Source organism: Streptomyces sp. NPDC093984, assembly GCF_044764595.1.
Taxonomy (GTDB): Bacteria; Actinomycetota; Actinomycetes; order Streptomycetales; family Streptomycetaceae; genus Streptomyces; species Streptomyces cynarae.
In genome coordinates this window covers 150271-164418 of the sequence record NZ_JBIWIM010000004.1, presented here as the reverse complement: position 1 = coordinate 164418, position 14148 = coordinate 150271, and the positions used below count along the sequence as shown (strand labels likewise).

Annotated in this window: 14 protein-coding genes; 7 read left to right on the top strand and 7 right to left on the bottom strand. The window is 70.4% G+C overall.

What is annotated here, in order from left to right; all coding sequences use genetic code 11:
* Positions 1 to 281: 281 nt before the first annotated feature.
* Positions 282 to 1727 carry a carph-isopro domain-containing protein gene (locus ACIRC0_RS16780; RefSeq protein WP_403616839.1) on the top strand — a complete coding sequence of 482 codons (1446 nt, stop codon included), beginning with the start codon at positions 282 to 284 and terminating at the stop codon, positions 1725 to 1727.
* A 10-nt stretch (positions 1728 to 1737) separates the two neighbouring features.
* Complete coding sequence (locus tag ACIRC0_RS16775; protein ID WP_403616837.1) at positions 1738 to 2691, top strand: FAD-dependent oxidoreductase; 954 nt, start codon at positions 1738 to 1740, stop codon at positions 2689 to 2691.
* 48 nt (positions 2692 to 2739) lie between these two features.
* On the opposite strand, the gene ACIRC0_RS16770 is transcribed toward ACIRC0_RS16775, so the two are convergent.
* On the bottom strand, positions 2740 to 3444 hold the full coding sequence (locus ACIRC0_RS16770) for a nucleotidyltransferase domain-containing protein (RefSeq protein ID WP_266399254.1): 705 nt from the start codon (positions 3442 to 3444) through the stop codon (positions 2740 to 2742).
* A gap of 192 nt (positions 3445 to 3636) precedes the next feature.
* Between ACIRC0_RS16770 and ACIRC0_RS16765 the strand changes: the two genes are divergently transcribed.
* Entirely contained in the window at positions 3637 to 3990 is a 354-nt protein-coding gene (locus tag ACIRC0_RS16765) for a DUF317 domain-containing protein (RefSeq protein WP_403616834.1), read from the top strand.
* 68 nt (positions 3991 to 4058) lie between these two features.
* Positions 4059 to 4880, top strand: a complete 822-nt coding sequence (locus ACIRC0_RS16760; protein ID WP_403617348.1) for a DUF317 domain-containing protein — start codon at positions 4059 to 4061, stop codon at positions 4878 to 4880.
* 256 nt (positions 4881 to 5136) lie between these two features.
* Here ACIRC0_RS16760 and ACIRC0_RS16755 read toward each other — a convergent pair whose 3' ends face one another.
* The 6 genes from ACIRC0_RS16755 to ACIRC0_RS16730 all read right to left on the bottom strand — a co-directional run bounded on the left by ACIRC0_RS16755 (position 5137) and on the right by ACIRC0_RS16730 (position 11196).
* A complete protein-coding gene (locus ACIRC0_RS16755) occupies positions 5137 to 5517 on the bottom strand; it encodes a hypothetical protein (protein ID WP_403616832.1) in 381 nt (126 codons plus the stop codon).
* Positions 5518 to 5620: 103 nt separating this feature from the next.
* Positions 5621 to 7357: a relaxase/mobilization nuclease domain-containing protein gene (locus ACIRC0_RS16750; protein ID WP_403616829.1), complete on the bottom strand. Its 1737-nt coding sequence runs from the start codon at positions 7355 to 7357 to the stop codon at positions 5621 to 5623.
* On the bottom strand, positions 7354 to 7707 hold the full coding sequence (locus tag ACIRC0_RS16745) for a plasmid mobilization protein (RefSeq protein WP_403616826.1): 354 nt from the start codon (positions 7705 to 7707) through the stop codon (positions 7354 to 7356). The genes ACIRC0_RS16750 and ACIRC0_RS16745 overlap by 4 nt, the downstream gene beginning before the upstream one ends.
* 357 nt (positions 7708 to 8064) lie before the next feature.
* The gene (locus tag ACIRC0_RS16740) at positions 8065 to 9354 is read right to left on the bottom strand and encodes a hypothetical protein (RefSeq protein ID WP_403617347.1); all 1290 of its coding nucleotides are present in this window, start codon (positions 9352 to 9354) and stop codon (positions 8065 to 8067) included.
* Positions 9355 to 9565: 211 nt separating this feature from the next.
* Positions 9566 to 10267 (bottom strand): ATP-binding protein, encoded by a 702-nt coding sequence (locus ACIRC0_RS16735; protein ID WP_403617346.1) that lies wholly within the window; start codon positions 10265 to 10267, stop codon positions 9566 to 9568.
* Positions 10264 to 11196: a hypothetical protein gene (locus ACIRC0_RS16730; protein ID WP_403616823.1), complete on the bottom strand. Its 933-nt coding sequence runs from the start codon at positions 11194 to 11196 to the stop codon at positions 10264 to 10266. Before ACIRC0_RS16730 ends, ACIRC0_RS16735 begins: the two co-directional genes overlap by 4 nt.
* A gap of 510 nt (positions 11197 to 11706) precedes the next feature.
* Here ACIRC0_RS16730 and ACIRC0_RS16725 point away from each other — a divergent pair.
* The 3 genes from ACIRC0_RS16725 to ACIRC0_RS16715 are packed head-to-tail and all read left to right on the top strand — an operon-like array spanning position 11707 to position 13958.
* On the top strand, positions 11707 to 11964 hold the full coding sequence (locus ACIRC0_RS16725) for a helix-turn-helix domain-containing protein (protein ID WP_087774237.1): 258 nt from the start codon (positions 11707 to 11709) through the stop codon (positions 11962 to 11964).
* A gap of 45 nt (positions 11965 to 12009) precedes the next feature.
* A complete protein-coding gene (locus tag ACIRC0_RS16720) occupies positions 12010 to 12390 on the top strand; it encodes a helix-turn-helix domain-containing protein (protein ID WP_053212832.1) in 381 nt (126 codons plus the stop codon).
* A gap of 50 nt (positions 12391 to 12440) precedes the next feature.
* Positions 12441 to 13958, top strand: a complete 1518-nt coding sequence (locus ACIRC0_RS16715; RefSeq protein WP_403616820.1) for a LacI family DNA-binding transcriptional regulator — start codon at positions 12441 to 12443, stop codon at positions 13956 to 13958.
* Positions 13959 to 14148: the final 190 nt, after the last annotated feature.

The following is a 14148-nucleotide window of genomic DNA, read 5'->3' as shown; positions in this document are numbered from 1 at the left end:
GGCGGAGGTTGGTCGTCCGGCGTCACGGTCCAGCACACCGCCCGGTCGACCTGGGGAGGTGCTCGTGTGCTGTCTCAAGGCCCACCTCTTTCTCCGTCGGCTCGGAAGACGGGCGCCTCCGCCGGGATCCAAGAACACAGGAGAGGGACGGTCAGACAGGACCCGATCAGTGGGTCAACTCGGTCAACTTCCATGCGACGGTGGTGAATCGTCCGTCCAGGGGCATCACCATGGGGCCCGCGAAGTGATGGACGAACCACTGGAGCGAAGGGTGGTCGCACGTGGCACCGCAGACAGGCGAGCCCAATGTCGTACTGGCGGGGTGCCTCGACGAACTCGGGTGGAGCCCGAAGGCGCTCGCTCGCAAGCTCAACCGAGTGTTCGGCGCGGGGACGGTGGCCGAGTCGGCGCCGTACCACTGGCGGGACGCCGGCTCCCTGCCGCGCTCGCCATTGCCGATGATGGCCGCCTACGTGCTCTCCCAGGAGCTGGGTAGAAATGTCTCGGTGGCCGAACTCTGGCAGGGCCGTGTGGGCGACTCGTCAGCGCTCGTCGCCGCGGACACGGATCTCGCGCGACCCTGGACCGTGCAGGGCATGGAGGCGATCGTGGAGGACTGGGTGATGGGAGGGCTCGTCGACCGGCGCCGGTTCCTCGCGATCTCGGGCGCGGGACTCCTCGCGATCGTCGCCCAGTACCTCGACGGCACCGCGGGACGCGGTCAGTACACGCCCCGAATGACGTCGTCGCTCGGCACCGATCCGCTCGTGGACCAGGTCGAGCAGCACCTTCCCATGCTCCAGTTGCTCGATGACGAGCACGGAGGGGCACGTCATCTGCCCTACGTCGGAGCACAGTTCCGGGCTGTCGGGCTGCTGATTCGCGAAGGCGGCCACTCTCCGGCTGTCGCGAGCCGTCTGATCCGCGCGCTCGCGGAGATCGGCCAGCTGGCCGGCTGGATGGCCTTCGACGCGGCCGATCACGGACTGGCGCAGCGCTACTTCGTCACGGCGCTCCGGGCCGCGCATCAGGTAAACGATCTTCCCCTGTGCGCCCACATCCTGGGCGACCTCTCCTTCCAGGCGGCGAGTCGAGGACACCCCGCGGACGCCATCGCCCTCGGAGAGGCCGCCCGCCGTGCGAGTGACGCCGCCCCGCTGGCCGTCCGGGCGTCAGTCCTGTCCCGGCTCGCCTACGCGTACGCCGCCGCCGGCCGTGACAACGACTTCGCCCACACTCGTGGCGCTGCCCGCGAACTGATCGCAAGCCGGGACGGCGGCCAAGAAGAGCCCCGCTGGATGTACTTCCTCACCGACAACCACCTGGACTGTCAGGCCGGTTACGGCCTCATCCAGATGGGTCGTGCACAGCAGAAGGCGGAGAGCGGAAAGAAGAGCCGCCGCTTCCTCGCCCAAGGGACCGAGATGCTCAGATCCGGGGCGTACGACGTCCCGCGCGGCGACCCCAGCCAGCGCCGAGCCATGTTCGAGGGAGCCTGGCTGGCCCTGGGCCACAGCGCCCACGGAGACCTGGAGGCAGCCTGCGAGATCGGCCAGATCGCCGCCGACCGCCTCGATGTCGTCCGCTCGCCTCGCAGCGCGGCGCTGCTCCGCCAGCTTGCCGCCGACCTCCGCCGCCGACAGCGCAACCCTCACGTGCGCGGCTTCCTGCCAGCCCTGGAGGACGCCCTCGCCCAACACGCCCCATCGACGCAACCCGGCCGTTAGGGTCAGGGTCATGACCGCAGGGGAGCGCGTTGTCGTTGTCGGGGCTGGGGTGGCTGGGCTCACCACGGCCGTTGTTCTCGCCGAGGCCGGGGCTTCGGTGCACGTGATCGCCGAGCAGGTGCCGGGGGTCACGTCGCTGGCGGCCGGGGCGATGTGGGGGCCTTACCTGGTCGAGCCGAAGGACAAGGTCGACCAGTGGGGACAACGGTCCCTGGAGATCTTCCGCGAGCTGGCCCAGGACCCGGCGACGGGCGTCCGGCTCACCAGTGGCATCGAGGCGTCCCGCACGGCCGAGGCCGCGCCGGACTGGGCCACCACTTTGCCGGGTTTCCGACCGTGTGAGCGGGCCGAACTTCCGGCCGGGTTCACGGCGGGTTACCGGTTCACCGTGCCACTGATCGACATGCCCACCTACCTCGACTACCTCCTGCGCCGGCTCCGCGATGCCGGGGGCGTGGTCGAGCGGCGACGGCTGACTTCGCTATCGGACGCCGGTCCGGCTTCGGTGATCGTCAGCTGCGCGGGCCTTGGTGCACGCGACCTGGCTCCGGACCCCGACCTCCGGCCCATCCGCGGCCAGCACGTCGTCGTCACCAACCCCGGGCTGACCGAGTTCTTCTCCGAGGACACCGGCCTCTCGCCCGATCTGCTGTGCTTCTATCCTCACGGCGACACCGTCGTCCTGGGCGGCACAGCGATCGACGGCGAGGGCGATCTGGCCCCCGATGACAAGGCGGCGGCCGGTATCCTCGCCCGCTGCGCCGAGGTCGAGCCCCGACTCGCCCAGGCCCGTGTCCTGGAGCACCGGGTCGGCGCTCGACCGACCCGCGCCACGGTCCGTGTGGAGGAAGAGGTGGGGGAGGACGGCACCGTGGTCGTGCACAACTACGGGCACGGAGGTGCTGGCGTCACTCTGTCGTGGGGGTGCGCTGAGGAGACTCGGGATCTGCTGTCGATCGCGTGATCTGCACGTGGAGGAACAGACGTTGCGACGTCCGCAGCGCGGGATCGCTCAGGGCGCCCCGACACGCTTGTAGCCGAACCACAACCGGCCACCGGTCTGCCCGAGCACCTCGTCCACGACGGCCACGAGGGTCTCGACTCTCCCGTCCAGTACCTCCTGTAGGCCGTGGTGGAGGCGTGTGCTGAGCCCTGGCGCGGTTGTCTCAAGGCGGCGTGCCAGCCACTTCCCACCGCCACCCCACGAACCGCCAACGGCCAGTGCCAGCTCACCGGTGCGTCGCACCAGTTCGGTCGCGATGAACAGGCGCTCGCTCTGGTCGTCGCTTCCCGCGAGGTCGTCGAGGAGGTCGGTGATCGCGTAGCGGCGGTCGTCGATCTCTTCCGACGACACCGGGGGTGGTCCGGCGGCGGTCAGCTTCCGGGCCTGTGCGGCGAGGCGGGCTCCGAGTCCATCGGTGTCGAAGAGCAGCAGCCCGTCGGCACACATCCACAGCAGCGGCGACCGGCGCTTGCGCAGCTCCCTTTCGACGTAGGCGTGCCACGTCGCCTCGGTGTGAACGAACATTTCCACCGGCCAGTCGGCGTACTGGAGGCTCGCCCGGTAGGGGGCTGGGGCTCCGTGGAGCAGGACCACGACGTCGAGGTCCGACGTGGCCGTTCGGCGGCCCGTCACGACGCTGCCGCCCAGGAACGCGGCGCGCGCTTCGGGGTGCTGTTCATCTACGACGGCGCGTGCGGCCTCGATCGCCTCCATGGGGCAACTATCAGCACTGCCCACACCGGGCGCACGCCGTTTTCCGCAGCTGGACAGTGAGGTCTCGCGCTCTGCGTCTCAGTTCGCCGGGGGCAGACAGCAAAGATCCACGAATGACTGGTCAGCGCCGCAAGGGCATGTGAACCTGGACGACCTTCTGGCAAAAAGACCAGGTCAGAGAGGTGATTACTCGTGACTGCGGCACCCCAGGGCCCCGGATTCTCCACCAGCGTCGAGGCCCTGCGGCTGCGTGAGTGGCTGCTCGGACCAGGCCAGGCCACGCTCGTGATGGATCAGTTCTCCGCCGACGACTTCCACCTGGTCGTCGACGACCGCGCGGACGTACACGTCAACTCGAAGGATGGATCCTTCTATCTCGGATGGTTTCCGTCCGGCCGTCCTGGGACCGACGGGTTGGGGTGGAAGATCGCCGTCACCGGTACGGCCAAGGTGCGCGGCTACCAGATCTTCTTCGACACCGAGACGCCGGCCGATGTCGTCGCTGCCGCAGTCGCACGCGTGCTGGAGACCTCCCAGCAGCTGTGACTGCCAGAGGCTCCAGCCCCTCGGGCACCCTCGACGTCCGCGCTAGCGGCATCAAAATCACCAAGCTCTTGGAGGCGTTCCTGCATCCCGACTTCCCGATCGGCCCACCCAGCCCGGCGAACGTCCCGTCCGCGTACTGGGTCGGTCCACGGCACCTGGCCGGTGACGACGGACGCCTGTACGACGCCGTCGCCGATACGCTCGCCGGCCTCGGCTGGACGAGCCTGACGATCGTCCGCGGGCGCCAGCAGCCGGACGAGGCGCTGGAGGACCGACAGGTCCTGCGCAGCACCGTCCTGCACATCAGTCCCGACTCCCTGCGGTGGGCGCAGTGGGTCTTGCCGGACGAGCCATTCCACCTGGGGAACCTGCCGATCGCCTGGCAAGTGTCCGCTCGTTCGGACCTGCGCAGCCCGCTCGCCCAGTGGTCGGCCTACTTCACCCCCGAGGTCCCCGGAGAGGTCCTCGGCACCTTCCTCACCGCGCTCGACGCCCGCGATCAGCCTGCCCTGCCGCTCGGTGGCCCCGAGCTGGTCCTCGACGCGGTTACGGCGCACGGGTGGCTGCGGGACGTCGACCAGCCCGGCACGGGCGCGGTGGACCCGACGTTCGCCTCCCACGTCCGCCTCGGCGAGGTGCCGCCCCTCATCCAGGACGGCGACCCCCTGGCACTGGTGGCTGAGGCGGACGAGGCGGCCCTGGCCGGGTGGCAGGCGTGGGCGGAGCCGGTGCTCGGAGCGGGCTACCTGTGGGCGGCGTCCTTCGGCCCCAGCGTGCCGCACGACCTCGTCGCCGCGTTCGTCGGCTCCCTCAGTTCCAGTGCGCCGGTGCTGCGCCGGGTCCTGCCGAAGAGCACGCGCGACCGGCTCCTGCGCGCTCCAGCCAGCTGAGGGCTATCCAACGCATCGAAGCCGGGCCTCCCCTCGGGGAGGCCCGGCTTCATGCTGCTATGCCTTGGTCGACGTCCTCGTGGCGTCACGGCCTGGGGTTGCTGGGAGCGGTCCGTCCCCGCGCCCGGTGTGTCATTCAATGTGACGAGTCGTACCGGCTATCGCTTGGCACGCACCCGCCTCTGTGTCAGATGCCGGCTCGGTCTCGGGAGCCGGTAACTAGCGCGTTGGGCACGCGCCGGCGTGGGGCCCAGGGTCAGAAGGCGTAGGGGGTGAAGGGACGGACTGGGTCGACGATGAGCCCGAGGAGGTGATCGAGCTCGGCTCGCTCGTCCTCATTCATGAGCTCGACGGCGTTGCCGAGCCTCTTCACGGCGAGCCGCTCCCAGAACGGGGCCAGAAACTGGTCGAGGGCATCCGGAGCTTCGTCCATTGAGCGCAGGTAGTCCCGGTATCGCTTGAGCTGTATCTCAATCTCTTCGAATTCGGCGCGAGTAGCCCTGCGGAGGAGGCTCAGCTCGTCCTTGCTGAACGGGCGTCCGTCGAGGTGGTACCACTTGCTGGTCTCACGCTGGCGCTCGACGTCCGTGTCGCAGAGTAGGACGACGATCTCCGGTCGGGCTTGGGTCTTGGGCATACGGGTGCTCCTCATGGGAGTGGGTGGGTGGAGGCATCAATGGTCCGGAGGATCGCCGTTTTGCCCAACCGGCGATCGTCGGCTATGTTGCGCCGCTTTCCGGTCAGCAGCGGCGGCTGGAATGCTTCACAGTGCCCTGCGTCAGCGGCGTGCTGGGCGCCGAGGGCCCCTGGCGTCCACTGCCTCGGGCGGGCGTCTCGTGGGGACTTTCGGGCAGGGCGGGCAGGTGGGCGCTGCGTCGCAGGCGCCAGACGAGGACATCGCTGATGGAGGTCGCGGTGTCGACCTCGCGCCTCCGGGCAGCGTCAGCCAGCAGAGCTGCCAGGTCGTGGCCGGCTCTGCGGGCGTCGTCGAGTGTGGCGGCCAGGGCAGGCCAGCCGTCCTCTGTCCGGATGCGTTCGGCCAGCTCCGGCAGCACCTGGTGGAGAAGGTCGGCTTGCCGTTGCCGAACACGCGGGGCCATACGGCGGCCTCGCTGTGCGAGGGCGGCCATGGATTCACCTGCGGCGGCCTGGTAGGCGGCGCGCAGATGTTCGGCGGCTCGTCGGGCTGCTGCGGCCTGCTGGCCGTGGTGCTTCTTCGCGTGCCAGTTCGCCGCGGCCATGGCGAGGAAGAACGCCATGTCGATGAGCATCGCGGTGGTGGCGCCATCTTCCCCTCGGCCCAGGGCGGGCCCGCTGTGGACGAGATCGCGGGCGGCCTGGCGCAGGGCCCGGTCATGCCCACGTGCGGCTCTCACGTGGGAACGGCTGGCCCGCTCGAACGCGAAGGCTGCCTCGCGGAGTTCAGCGCGGGTGTGGGCGGCGGAGGTCTTGGCGAGCGCGTCCAGGATCTCGCCCGCCGCGGCGATCTGGGCAGCTGCCGTGCCGTCGTCGCCGTGGTCGATGATCATGAGGGCCTGCCAGGTGGCGGCGGAGGCTCGGCGCCGCGCGAACGCGGGGCCGGTCACGTCCGGCAGGGCAGGCCGCTCCGGCCCTGAGCCGTCCGCCGAAGCGGCCTCCGGGGGCAGCGCCCAGCGTTCACGGATGCGGGGCAGGGACAGATCGGGCGCGAGCGTGGAGCCCGCGTAGAACACCGGCTCCTTCTCACCGTTGCGGTCGTCGGGCAGGGCGACCTTGTAGCCGAGCAGGTCGCCGGAGGGCGCGATGCGCTTACGGATCAACAGACCGGCGGCGGCCAGCCGGTCGAAGAACTCCTCCGTGGAGGCGGTGCCGGCGACGGCGCGGCGCACGGTCTCACGCAGTTCCTCACGCGCGGTGCGCTCGCGGTCTTCCCGTTGGGCTTTGTGGCGTTCGGCGCTGGTGGGCCGCTGGGCGGCGGTGCCGTCGCCGGCGTGGAGGCGGCGCAGCCCGTAGTCGTTCTCGATCTTGCGGGCTTCGGCCTGGGAGCGTCTGCCGTCCTGGCGCAGGCGGGCCTGGCGGCCGTCCTCGCGGACGATGGTGGCGATGATGTGGATGTGGTCGTCGGCGTGCCGGACGGCCGCCCAGCGGCACGCGGCGTCGTCGCCGTCGGGGGCGATACCGGTGGCGGCGACCATCCTGCGGGCTATCTCGCCCCACTGCTCGTCCGACAGGATCGGGTCCTCGGGGGCGGCGCGTACCGACAGGTGCCACACGTGCTCGGCGGGCCGCCGGCTCTCGGGCAGGGCCATGACCGGCTGGTCGAGCAGCCGCTGGAGATCGCCGTACGTGGCGTCGGGGTCTCGGCCGGGGTCGGGGGCAAGGCCGTCCCATGCGGCCACCAGGTGCGGGTCGATGTGCTCCTCGTGCGTGCCGGGCCCGTACAGGTAGTGGAGCAGGCCGATGGTGCGCGTGCCCCTGGTGTGGACGCGCGGGATCACGCAGCCGTCCTGTGGTCCAGGTGCTGCTGGGTGAAGGCGTCGACCCGCTTGGCGGCGTGCTGGACGGCGGCGAGGACGGCTGCGGCCTGCGGGGCGTCGGCTCCGGAGTTCAGCGCTTTGGCCACCTGGTTGAGGTTGTTGCCGATCTGCCCGAGGTGCCGCCGCAGCGCGAACAGCTCCTGCAGCATCTCTTTCTCACCCGCGATGTTCGCGGCGGTGCGGTTGAGGTCGCGGGCAGCGTTGAGAGCCGCGCGGGCAAGGAACCCGGCGACGCTCATATGGCACTCGGCGGCTGCTCGGACGAGGAGTTGGTACTCGTCGTGGTTCATGCGGCAGCTGGGCTGGCGCACGCGTTTCTTCTTGTCGCGCAGACGCTCACGCTGCTGCACACGGGGCTTCGACGAAGAGGCGTGAGCGCAGTCGGTGCTGTGGCACGTGCGCGGTTCCTCCCTCTCAGGATGCGATCCGCCCTCGGTCGCATCCTCAACGATCGGCGTCCCCCGGTGCCGATCCGCTCCTGCCACTCCCGGGGCGGGAGAGGCAGGAGCATTGCTCCCGACGGGAGCAATGCTCCTGCACCAACTTGCTCCCGATGGGGCAGGGGTGATCAGCAGGGATTCCCCGTGGGGCATGGGCTCTTCGTGGTGCGGGGCGTGCATGGGGCCCTTCGGGTCGGGGTCTGGTCGGAAGTGCTGGTGCTGCGGGGATCAGCGGAGTGGATCGCCGGCTGCGGCCTTGAGCTGGGCCTTGAACTCGCGGACGACTCGTCCGACGCCGTCGCTGGAGACGGTGTAGCCGGCGGCGCGCAGGGCGTCCTCGACCCGGTCGCGGCCGACGCTGCCGGTCTCCTCGTGCATGCGGCGAGCGTGCTTGAGGATGACCTCGTCGGAGGCACGGGCTTTGCCGGCGTCGCGCTTCTTCCGGGCAGCCCCCTTCCGTTCGCGCTTGCCCGACACGCTGCCCGAGCTGTTGCCCGTGCGCGGTCGGCTGTCCTGCGTCTCTGCCCGTGCGGGCAGCCCGGGCACCGGGCGGGCAGGCTGCGAGCGGGCAGCCGGAGGCACCTCGTCGTCCCCCGGGTCTGATGGGTGCGGTCGGGCAGCGTCCTCTGCCCGCGGCAGTGCTTCCGGGCGGGCGGCGCGCGGGCGGTTGTGCCCGGATTCAGGGGCAGGGGACGAGGCCGGGATGTGCCAGCGCGGCGGCAGTGTGATGAAGGCGAGGCCGAGGGCCTGCTTGCGGGTGGCGAGCTTGCGCAGCAGCAGCTCGTCCTGGAGCGGATCTCCGTCGACGCCGGCCCGCTCCAGCGCCTGGTGCAGTCGCTCTGTCAGGCGTCGTTGCCGTCGCTTGCCGCGCTGTCGGTCGGTCATCGACTCGGCGCGCAGGATCAGGGCGACGGCTTCGCTCAGCGCGCGCTCGCGGATGAGGCGGGCGGCATCGGCGTCCTGGTCGGCGATGCCGAGGCGGGCGAGCAGGCGCTCGCGGGCCTGGCGGACGAGGACGGCGGCCAGGCCGCGCGAGGCGGCGTCAGGGGCGCGGTGGCGCAGCTCGATGCCCATGGCCAGGTGCCACAGCATCGCGGCCATGACGGGGCCGACGAAGGCTCGCACGGTGCCGCCGACGAGCCCGGACTCGGCGTAGGCGGGCAGAACCTGGACGGCGGTGATGACCCAGGTGAGTGTGCCGGGCAGGCCGGGAGCCCGCTTCGGGCCGTTCAGGTTCTGCCGCGCCATCAGGGCGGTGGCGAACAGGGCCAGCTCGGCGGCGGCGAACATCGCGACGCGCTCGGCGGTGCCGTCCATGTCGAGGTAGTCGGCGGCGAACCGCCAGCTGGTGTCCGCGCTGTAGGCGGTGCAGCCGAGCGCGGCCATGGCCGCGATGGGCACCGCGACGGTCCCGCGCCAGCGTTTGCTGCCGGGCGGCCGGCGGCGCTGCTGGCGAATCAGCCATCCGGCGAGCAGGCCCAGCAGCACGAGAGAGATGAGGAGCGCCAGGGTTGTCACCGGGGAGGTGACCCAGTCCGGGCGGAGCGGCGTGCCGCTGTTCCGGGTGGCCAGGGAAACGAGGGTCAGAGAAGGCAGGAGGGTCTCCAAGGTGTAGAGGAACCGGGGAGGGCCGGACGATCACGGCGGAGCGTTGAGCGGTCCTGCCGCGCGGGCCGGCGCAGGCCAGGCGTGAGCGCGCGCGGCGCGGCGAGGCAGGTGGGGAGGCCGGTCAGGCGGAGGGCGCGGTGCGGCGTCGTCGGTCGGGGCCTTTGAGGATGACGCGCTCGGTCATCTCGGCGAGGCGGGAGGCGACACGGTCACCGAGGGCGACGCGTAGCTGCTCCGTCGGGAGGTTGGTGGTGATGAGGGTGGGGAGCATGTGCTCGTACCGGAGATTGATGAGCCGGTAGGTGAGCTCCTCGGTCCACTCGCTGGTCTTGGCCGCACCGAGGTCGTCCAGGCACAGCAGCGGGCAGCGTGCCAGGGTCTGCAGTTCACGTTCGGCGTCATGGCCGGCGCGTGGACGCAGGCGAGCGTGGAAGTCGGCGGTGGTGGTCGCCTCCCAGCGCAGGCGGACGCCACGGGCGAGCAGGGTGCGGATGGCGCCGTACGCCTGGTACGTCTTGCCCGTGCCCGTGGGGCCGGCGATCAGCAGCGACGGGCCTTCGGCGATGCCCGGCCCCCCGGGGCCGGGGCGTCCGGCGCGGGCGATCTCGTCGGCCCAGGCGGTGACCTTCGGGTGGTCGGCCAGGGCTCGGCGGTATCGGGCGGGGATCCTGGCGTCGGCGAGTTCCAGCGCGGTGACGGGCTCGGCGTGCCCTTCCTCGACGGCGGCGGTGGCGAGGTCGATGCCGCGACTGGCAAGGATGCCGTTGAGCCGGTCGGCGAGCGGGCCGACCCGGTGGGGCTCGCGGGTGAGGGTGGCGGTCAGAGGTCACCTCCGTAGGCGGCTTCGACATCGACGGGGTTTGTCCACGCCCTGTGGACAACCGGCGCGGCGGGGGCCGCGTTCATGGCTTCGTGCACGAGGCTCGGCAACGTGCTGGGGTGTAGGCCCTTGGCGCCGTGCAGTCCGAGTCCGGCCCGGATGTGATCGGGGGCTATGCCCTCGTCGAGCAGCTTGCGCGCCTGCTGGCCGAGATGGCCCAGGACGTCCTTGGGTGGCCGGTGTGTGCAAGCGGCGGCGTACTCGGCGATGAGCTGGTTGGCCGAGACGGTGCGAGGTGCGGGGGCGCTCGCGCCCCCCGAAGGGGTATCTCCTAGATCCATGATCCTAGGTCCTAGATCCGGACCGTGAGGCGTCACCGCTCCCGCACCGAGCCCTCCCTGCTTCCTCACGGAGGACTCCGTGAAATCGTCCTGGCCTGCAGGTTCGCCATTCGGAGCGGGATTCACCGCAGGGTTGCGTACTTGCCCGGAGCCCTCACGGAGGGCTCCGGGAGACAGCGGTGCGGGCTCCGTGACGCCAGCCTCCGCAGTCGGCGCATCAACGCCGGGCGCGGTGTGAGCCGGCGTGTCGTGGTGCGGGCAGGCTGGAAGGCGGCTCGCGCTGGGGCGGTTGATCTTCTGATGCTGCCGCCAGGTGACGATGTGCAGGTAGCGCTTGTCATCCGTGCCCTTGTAGCGGCATATCAGCCCGGCGTCGTCGAGCTGGGCGAGGTCCTGCTCGACGGCGGAGGGCGTGTGTTCCGGGCGCAGGACCCACAGTTGCCCGGCGATGATCGCGGCGTGGTCGCGGTGGCGGCCCTGGTCGTCAGCCTGGGTGAGCAGGCCGAAGAAGGTGCGCTCGGCGGTCAGGGAGACGGCGGCCAGGGACTCGGAGACGAAGGCTTCGGGCTTGATGGTGCGGATTCGTGCCAAGAGGGGCGGTCCTCACTCGGTGGCCGGTGGGATGGGTGCCCACGGTTCACCGTCGGTCGGGGGCGGAGACGGGTGTGAAGGGCGGGAATGTACGGCCGTTGACGCGGGAGCGTTGATGGCCGCTCGCGCTTTCCGGGGTGTCGTCAACATAGCCACACCCACGGCGCGCAAGTCCAGCCCTATCCGGCGCAATCTCTCACGGCAGAAATGCCGCTGGAAATCGAATCGGCGAGGGCGGTGCGAAAACGGTAGGGCACGATCGGCGGTTGACCAAATAGTTGCCCCGCACCCCGAGCCAGAAGGATCACATCGGGAAGCCGTTGACGTCCTGCGAGCGACGAAGCTACAACACAACACCCCACGTCAGAGAGGGTCTCTGGTGTTGGGACCCGTTCGGGGATCCGGCCTTGCGCAGCACCCCGACCGCCTCGCTCACCGATTGAGCGCGGCGCAACATAGCCGACGATCGCCGGTTAACCAAACCGGCGAATGCACGCTACAACTGGAGCCATGGCAGCACGATCTCTGGAAATAGGGCCCGCAGGAATGCTGGCGGCTCGCACCATCGAAATCCTCCGTACGGAACGCGGCCTTGGGCAGCGCCAACTCGCCGCACGATGTACCGCTTTGGGCCGTCCTATGTCCAACACGATGCTGTCCCGCATCGAACTCGCCAAGCGGCGATGCGATATCGACGACCTCGTCGCCATCGCCGAAGCCCTGCAGGTATCGCCCCTCGCCCTCCTCCAGGGCCCGGGCGCCACCTGAGTCGCCCACGCATCCCCGCCGCCCTCGCGACCAGGAGCCGCCCCCTTGCACCGACCCACGCCCGCGCCCGTCCCCCACAGGCCGTCCGACGCCCCTCCACCCCGCCTCTACCGCCCCGAGGAGATCGCCGACACCCTCGGCTGCTCGGCCTGGTGGGTCAAGGACCGCGCGCGACGGCGCCTGATACCGCACACCCGGGTCGGCCGCGCCTACCGCTTCACCGCCGAGCACCTCGCCGAGATCATCCGCCTCTACGAGGAGCGGCCGGCGCAGCCCGCGCAGACAGCCGCCCGGGCGACCGAGCCGCTCTCCGAGCCCGGTACGCAGACCGACTCCGCGCAACGTCGCCGCCCCGCCGTGGCGCCGGCGACTCGCCTGCGGGCCCGCCCGCCGCGTCGACAGCAGCAGTACAGCACTGTCGCGTGACCCGATCGCATCTGCCGTAGCCGAGGACAACCAAGAGGGGACAGCGGGACTTGGGTTTCGCGGAGAAGCGCGGAAACTACTGGCGCGGCCGGTACAAGGTCGCGCCCGGCAAGCACAACACGGTCGTCGACGAGAACGGCAAGGCGATCAGGTTCGCCACCAAGGGCGAGGCCCAACGGGCAGCGGCCGAGGCCGAGAACAAGTACCGTCGCGGCGACTGGCGCGACCCGGCCCTCGGCCAGGAGACCTTCGGCGAGTACGCGAACCGCTGGTACGAGGCCCAGGACCTGGCCGCCTCGACCATGCAGAACTACAAGCGCCACATCGAAGAGCACCTGCTCCCCGAGTTCGAGGACAAGGCGCTCGCCGGCATCCTGCGCACGGACGTCGACCTGTGGGAGAAGAAGGAGAAGGCCCTCTACGCGGCCTCCAGCGTCAAGACCTGGCGCTCGACGCTCCACCTGATCTTCGAGGACGCGATCGACGAGGGCCTGATCACGTCCAACCCGGCTGCTCGGCGGCGGGGACGGGGTAAGCGCGCCGGCCGCTCCCGAGACCGTGGTCCGGAGAAGGTGGTCACCGACGCGCTCGGCATCTTGCTGACCGCCGAGCGCGCCGCCCTGCTCTCCGGCCGTGACGACGAGTTCGTCGCCGTGGTCCTCAAGGGGTACACCGGCATGCGCTGGGGCGAGATCGTCGGCCTGGAGACCGCGTTCGTCCGCCCTGGAGCCGTCCGTGTCGAGTGGCAGCTGTACGAGCTCGACTCGGGGGAGTTGGTGCGCTGCCCGCCGAAGGACGACAGCTACCGCACCATCGACTCGATGGACTGGCTGTCCGCGCTGGTCGCGAACCACATCGCCCGCACGAAGCCCAAGCCGTGCCCCTGTCACGGCAAGACCTACGTCTTCCGAGGACAGGGCGCGGCGCGTACCGGGGGCCACCAGGGCGCGAAGCTCGTCGACGTCGCCCGTCGTGCCGACGTTTCGACCGGCACGGTGTCCAACGTGCTCAACCACCCCGAACGCGTCACCGAGGCCACGCGAGCGAAGGTCGAGCAGGCCATCGCGGACCTCGGGTTCGTGCGGGGCGGATTCGTGCCGGAGCATGCCGCCCACTGGCGCAGGAACGGTTTCGCAACCTGGCTGTTCACGCCGGCGGTCTCCGGCTGGTACCCGAAGAAGGCGCCGCAGGAGCCACGGCCGGTGCCCTTGCTCGGCGAGCCGTGGCCCGGCGTCCCGGCCCGGGGACGGGGTGCCAGCGATCGGGCTGACGCCTGCTGGCTCCCGATAGCCAAGGGGCTCACGCCCCACGGCCTTCGCCACACCCACCGGACGATGATGGAGGACTTGGGAACCGAGAAGGTGCTCATGGACGAACGCATGGGCCACATCGACGGCTCGGTCTCGGCGCGCTACGCCCACGTCACCTCAGGCATGCGCAAGCGCCTAATGTTCGGACTGGCCCAGCAGTGGGAGTCGGCGCTCGATGCCCGGCTGGCGATGTGTCCTACGTCACCGGTGCGCGTCCTCGATGGACTTCTGCGAGCGCGCCAGCGAGCGCTTCAGTAGTCAGAAGTCGAGTGGCGGATCTGGTGAGAAATGGGCCTCGAACGAAGCGCGGTCGAGGCCCACATCATGCGCTGTCCTTGAGCGCCCGAACAGCTACCAGCGCCGCTCGGCCCGTACAACGAGCCCTCCACCGTGCAGTGCAAGGCCCACGCCAGGGCCAAGCCGAAGGACTCGCGGGGCTCATGGCTAG

What these genes read in the sequence shown, in the direction of transcription:
- ACIRC0_RS16775 (WP_403616837.1), top strand. Translation starts at nt 1,738, where the DNA reads ATGACCGCAGGGGAGCGCGTTGTCGTTGTCGGGGCTGGGGTGGCTGGG.
- ACIRC0_RS16770 (WP_266399254.1), bottom strand. Translation starts at nt 3,444, where the DNA reads ATGGAGGCGATCGAGGCCGCACGCGCCGTCGTAGATGAACAGCACCCC.
- ACIRC0_RS16755 (WP_403616832.1), bottom strand. Translation starts at nt 5,517, where the DNA reads ATGCCCAAGACCCAAGCCCGACCGGAGATCGTCGTCCTACTCTGCGAC.
- ACIRC0_RS16725 (WP_087774237.1), top strand. Translation starts at nt 11,707, where the DNA reads ATGGCAGCACGATCTCTGGAAATAGGGCCCGCAGGAATGCTGGCGGCT.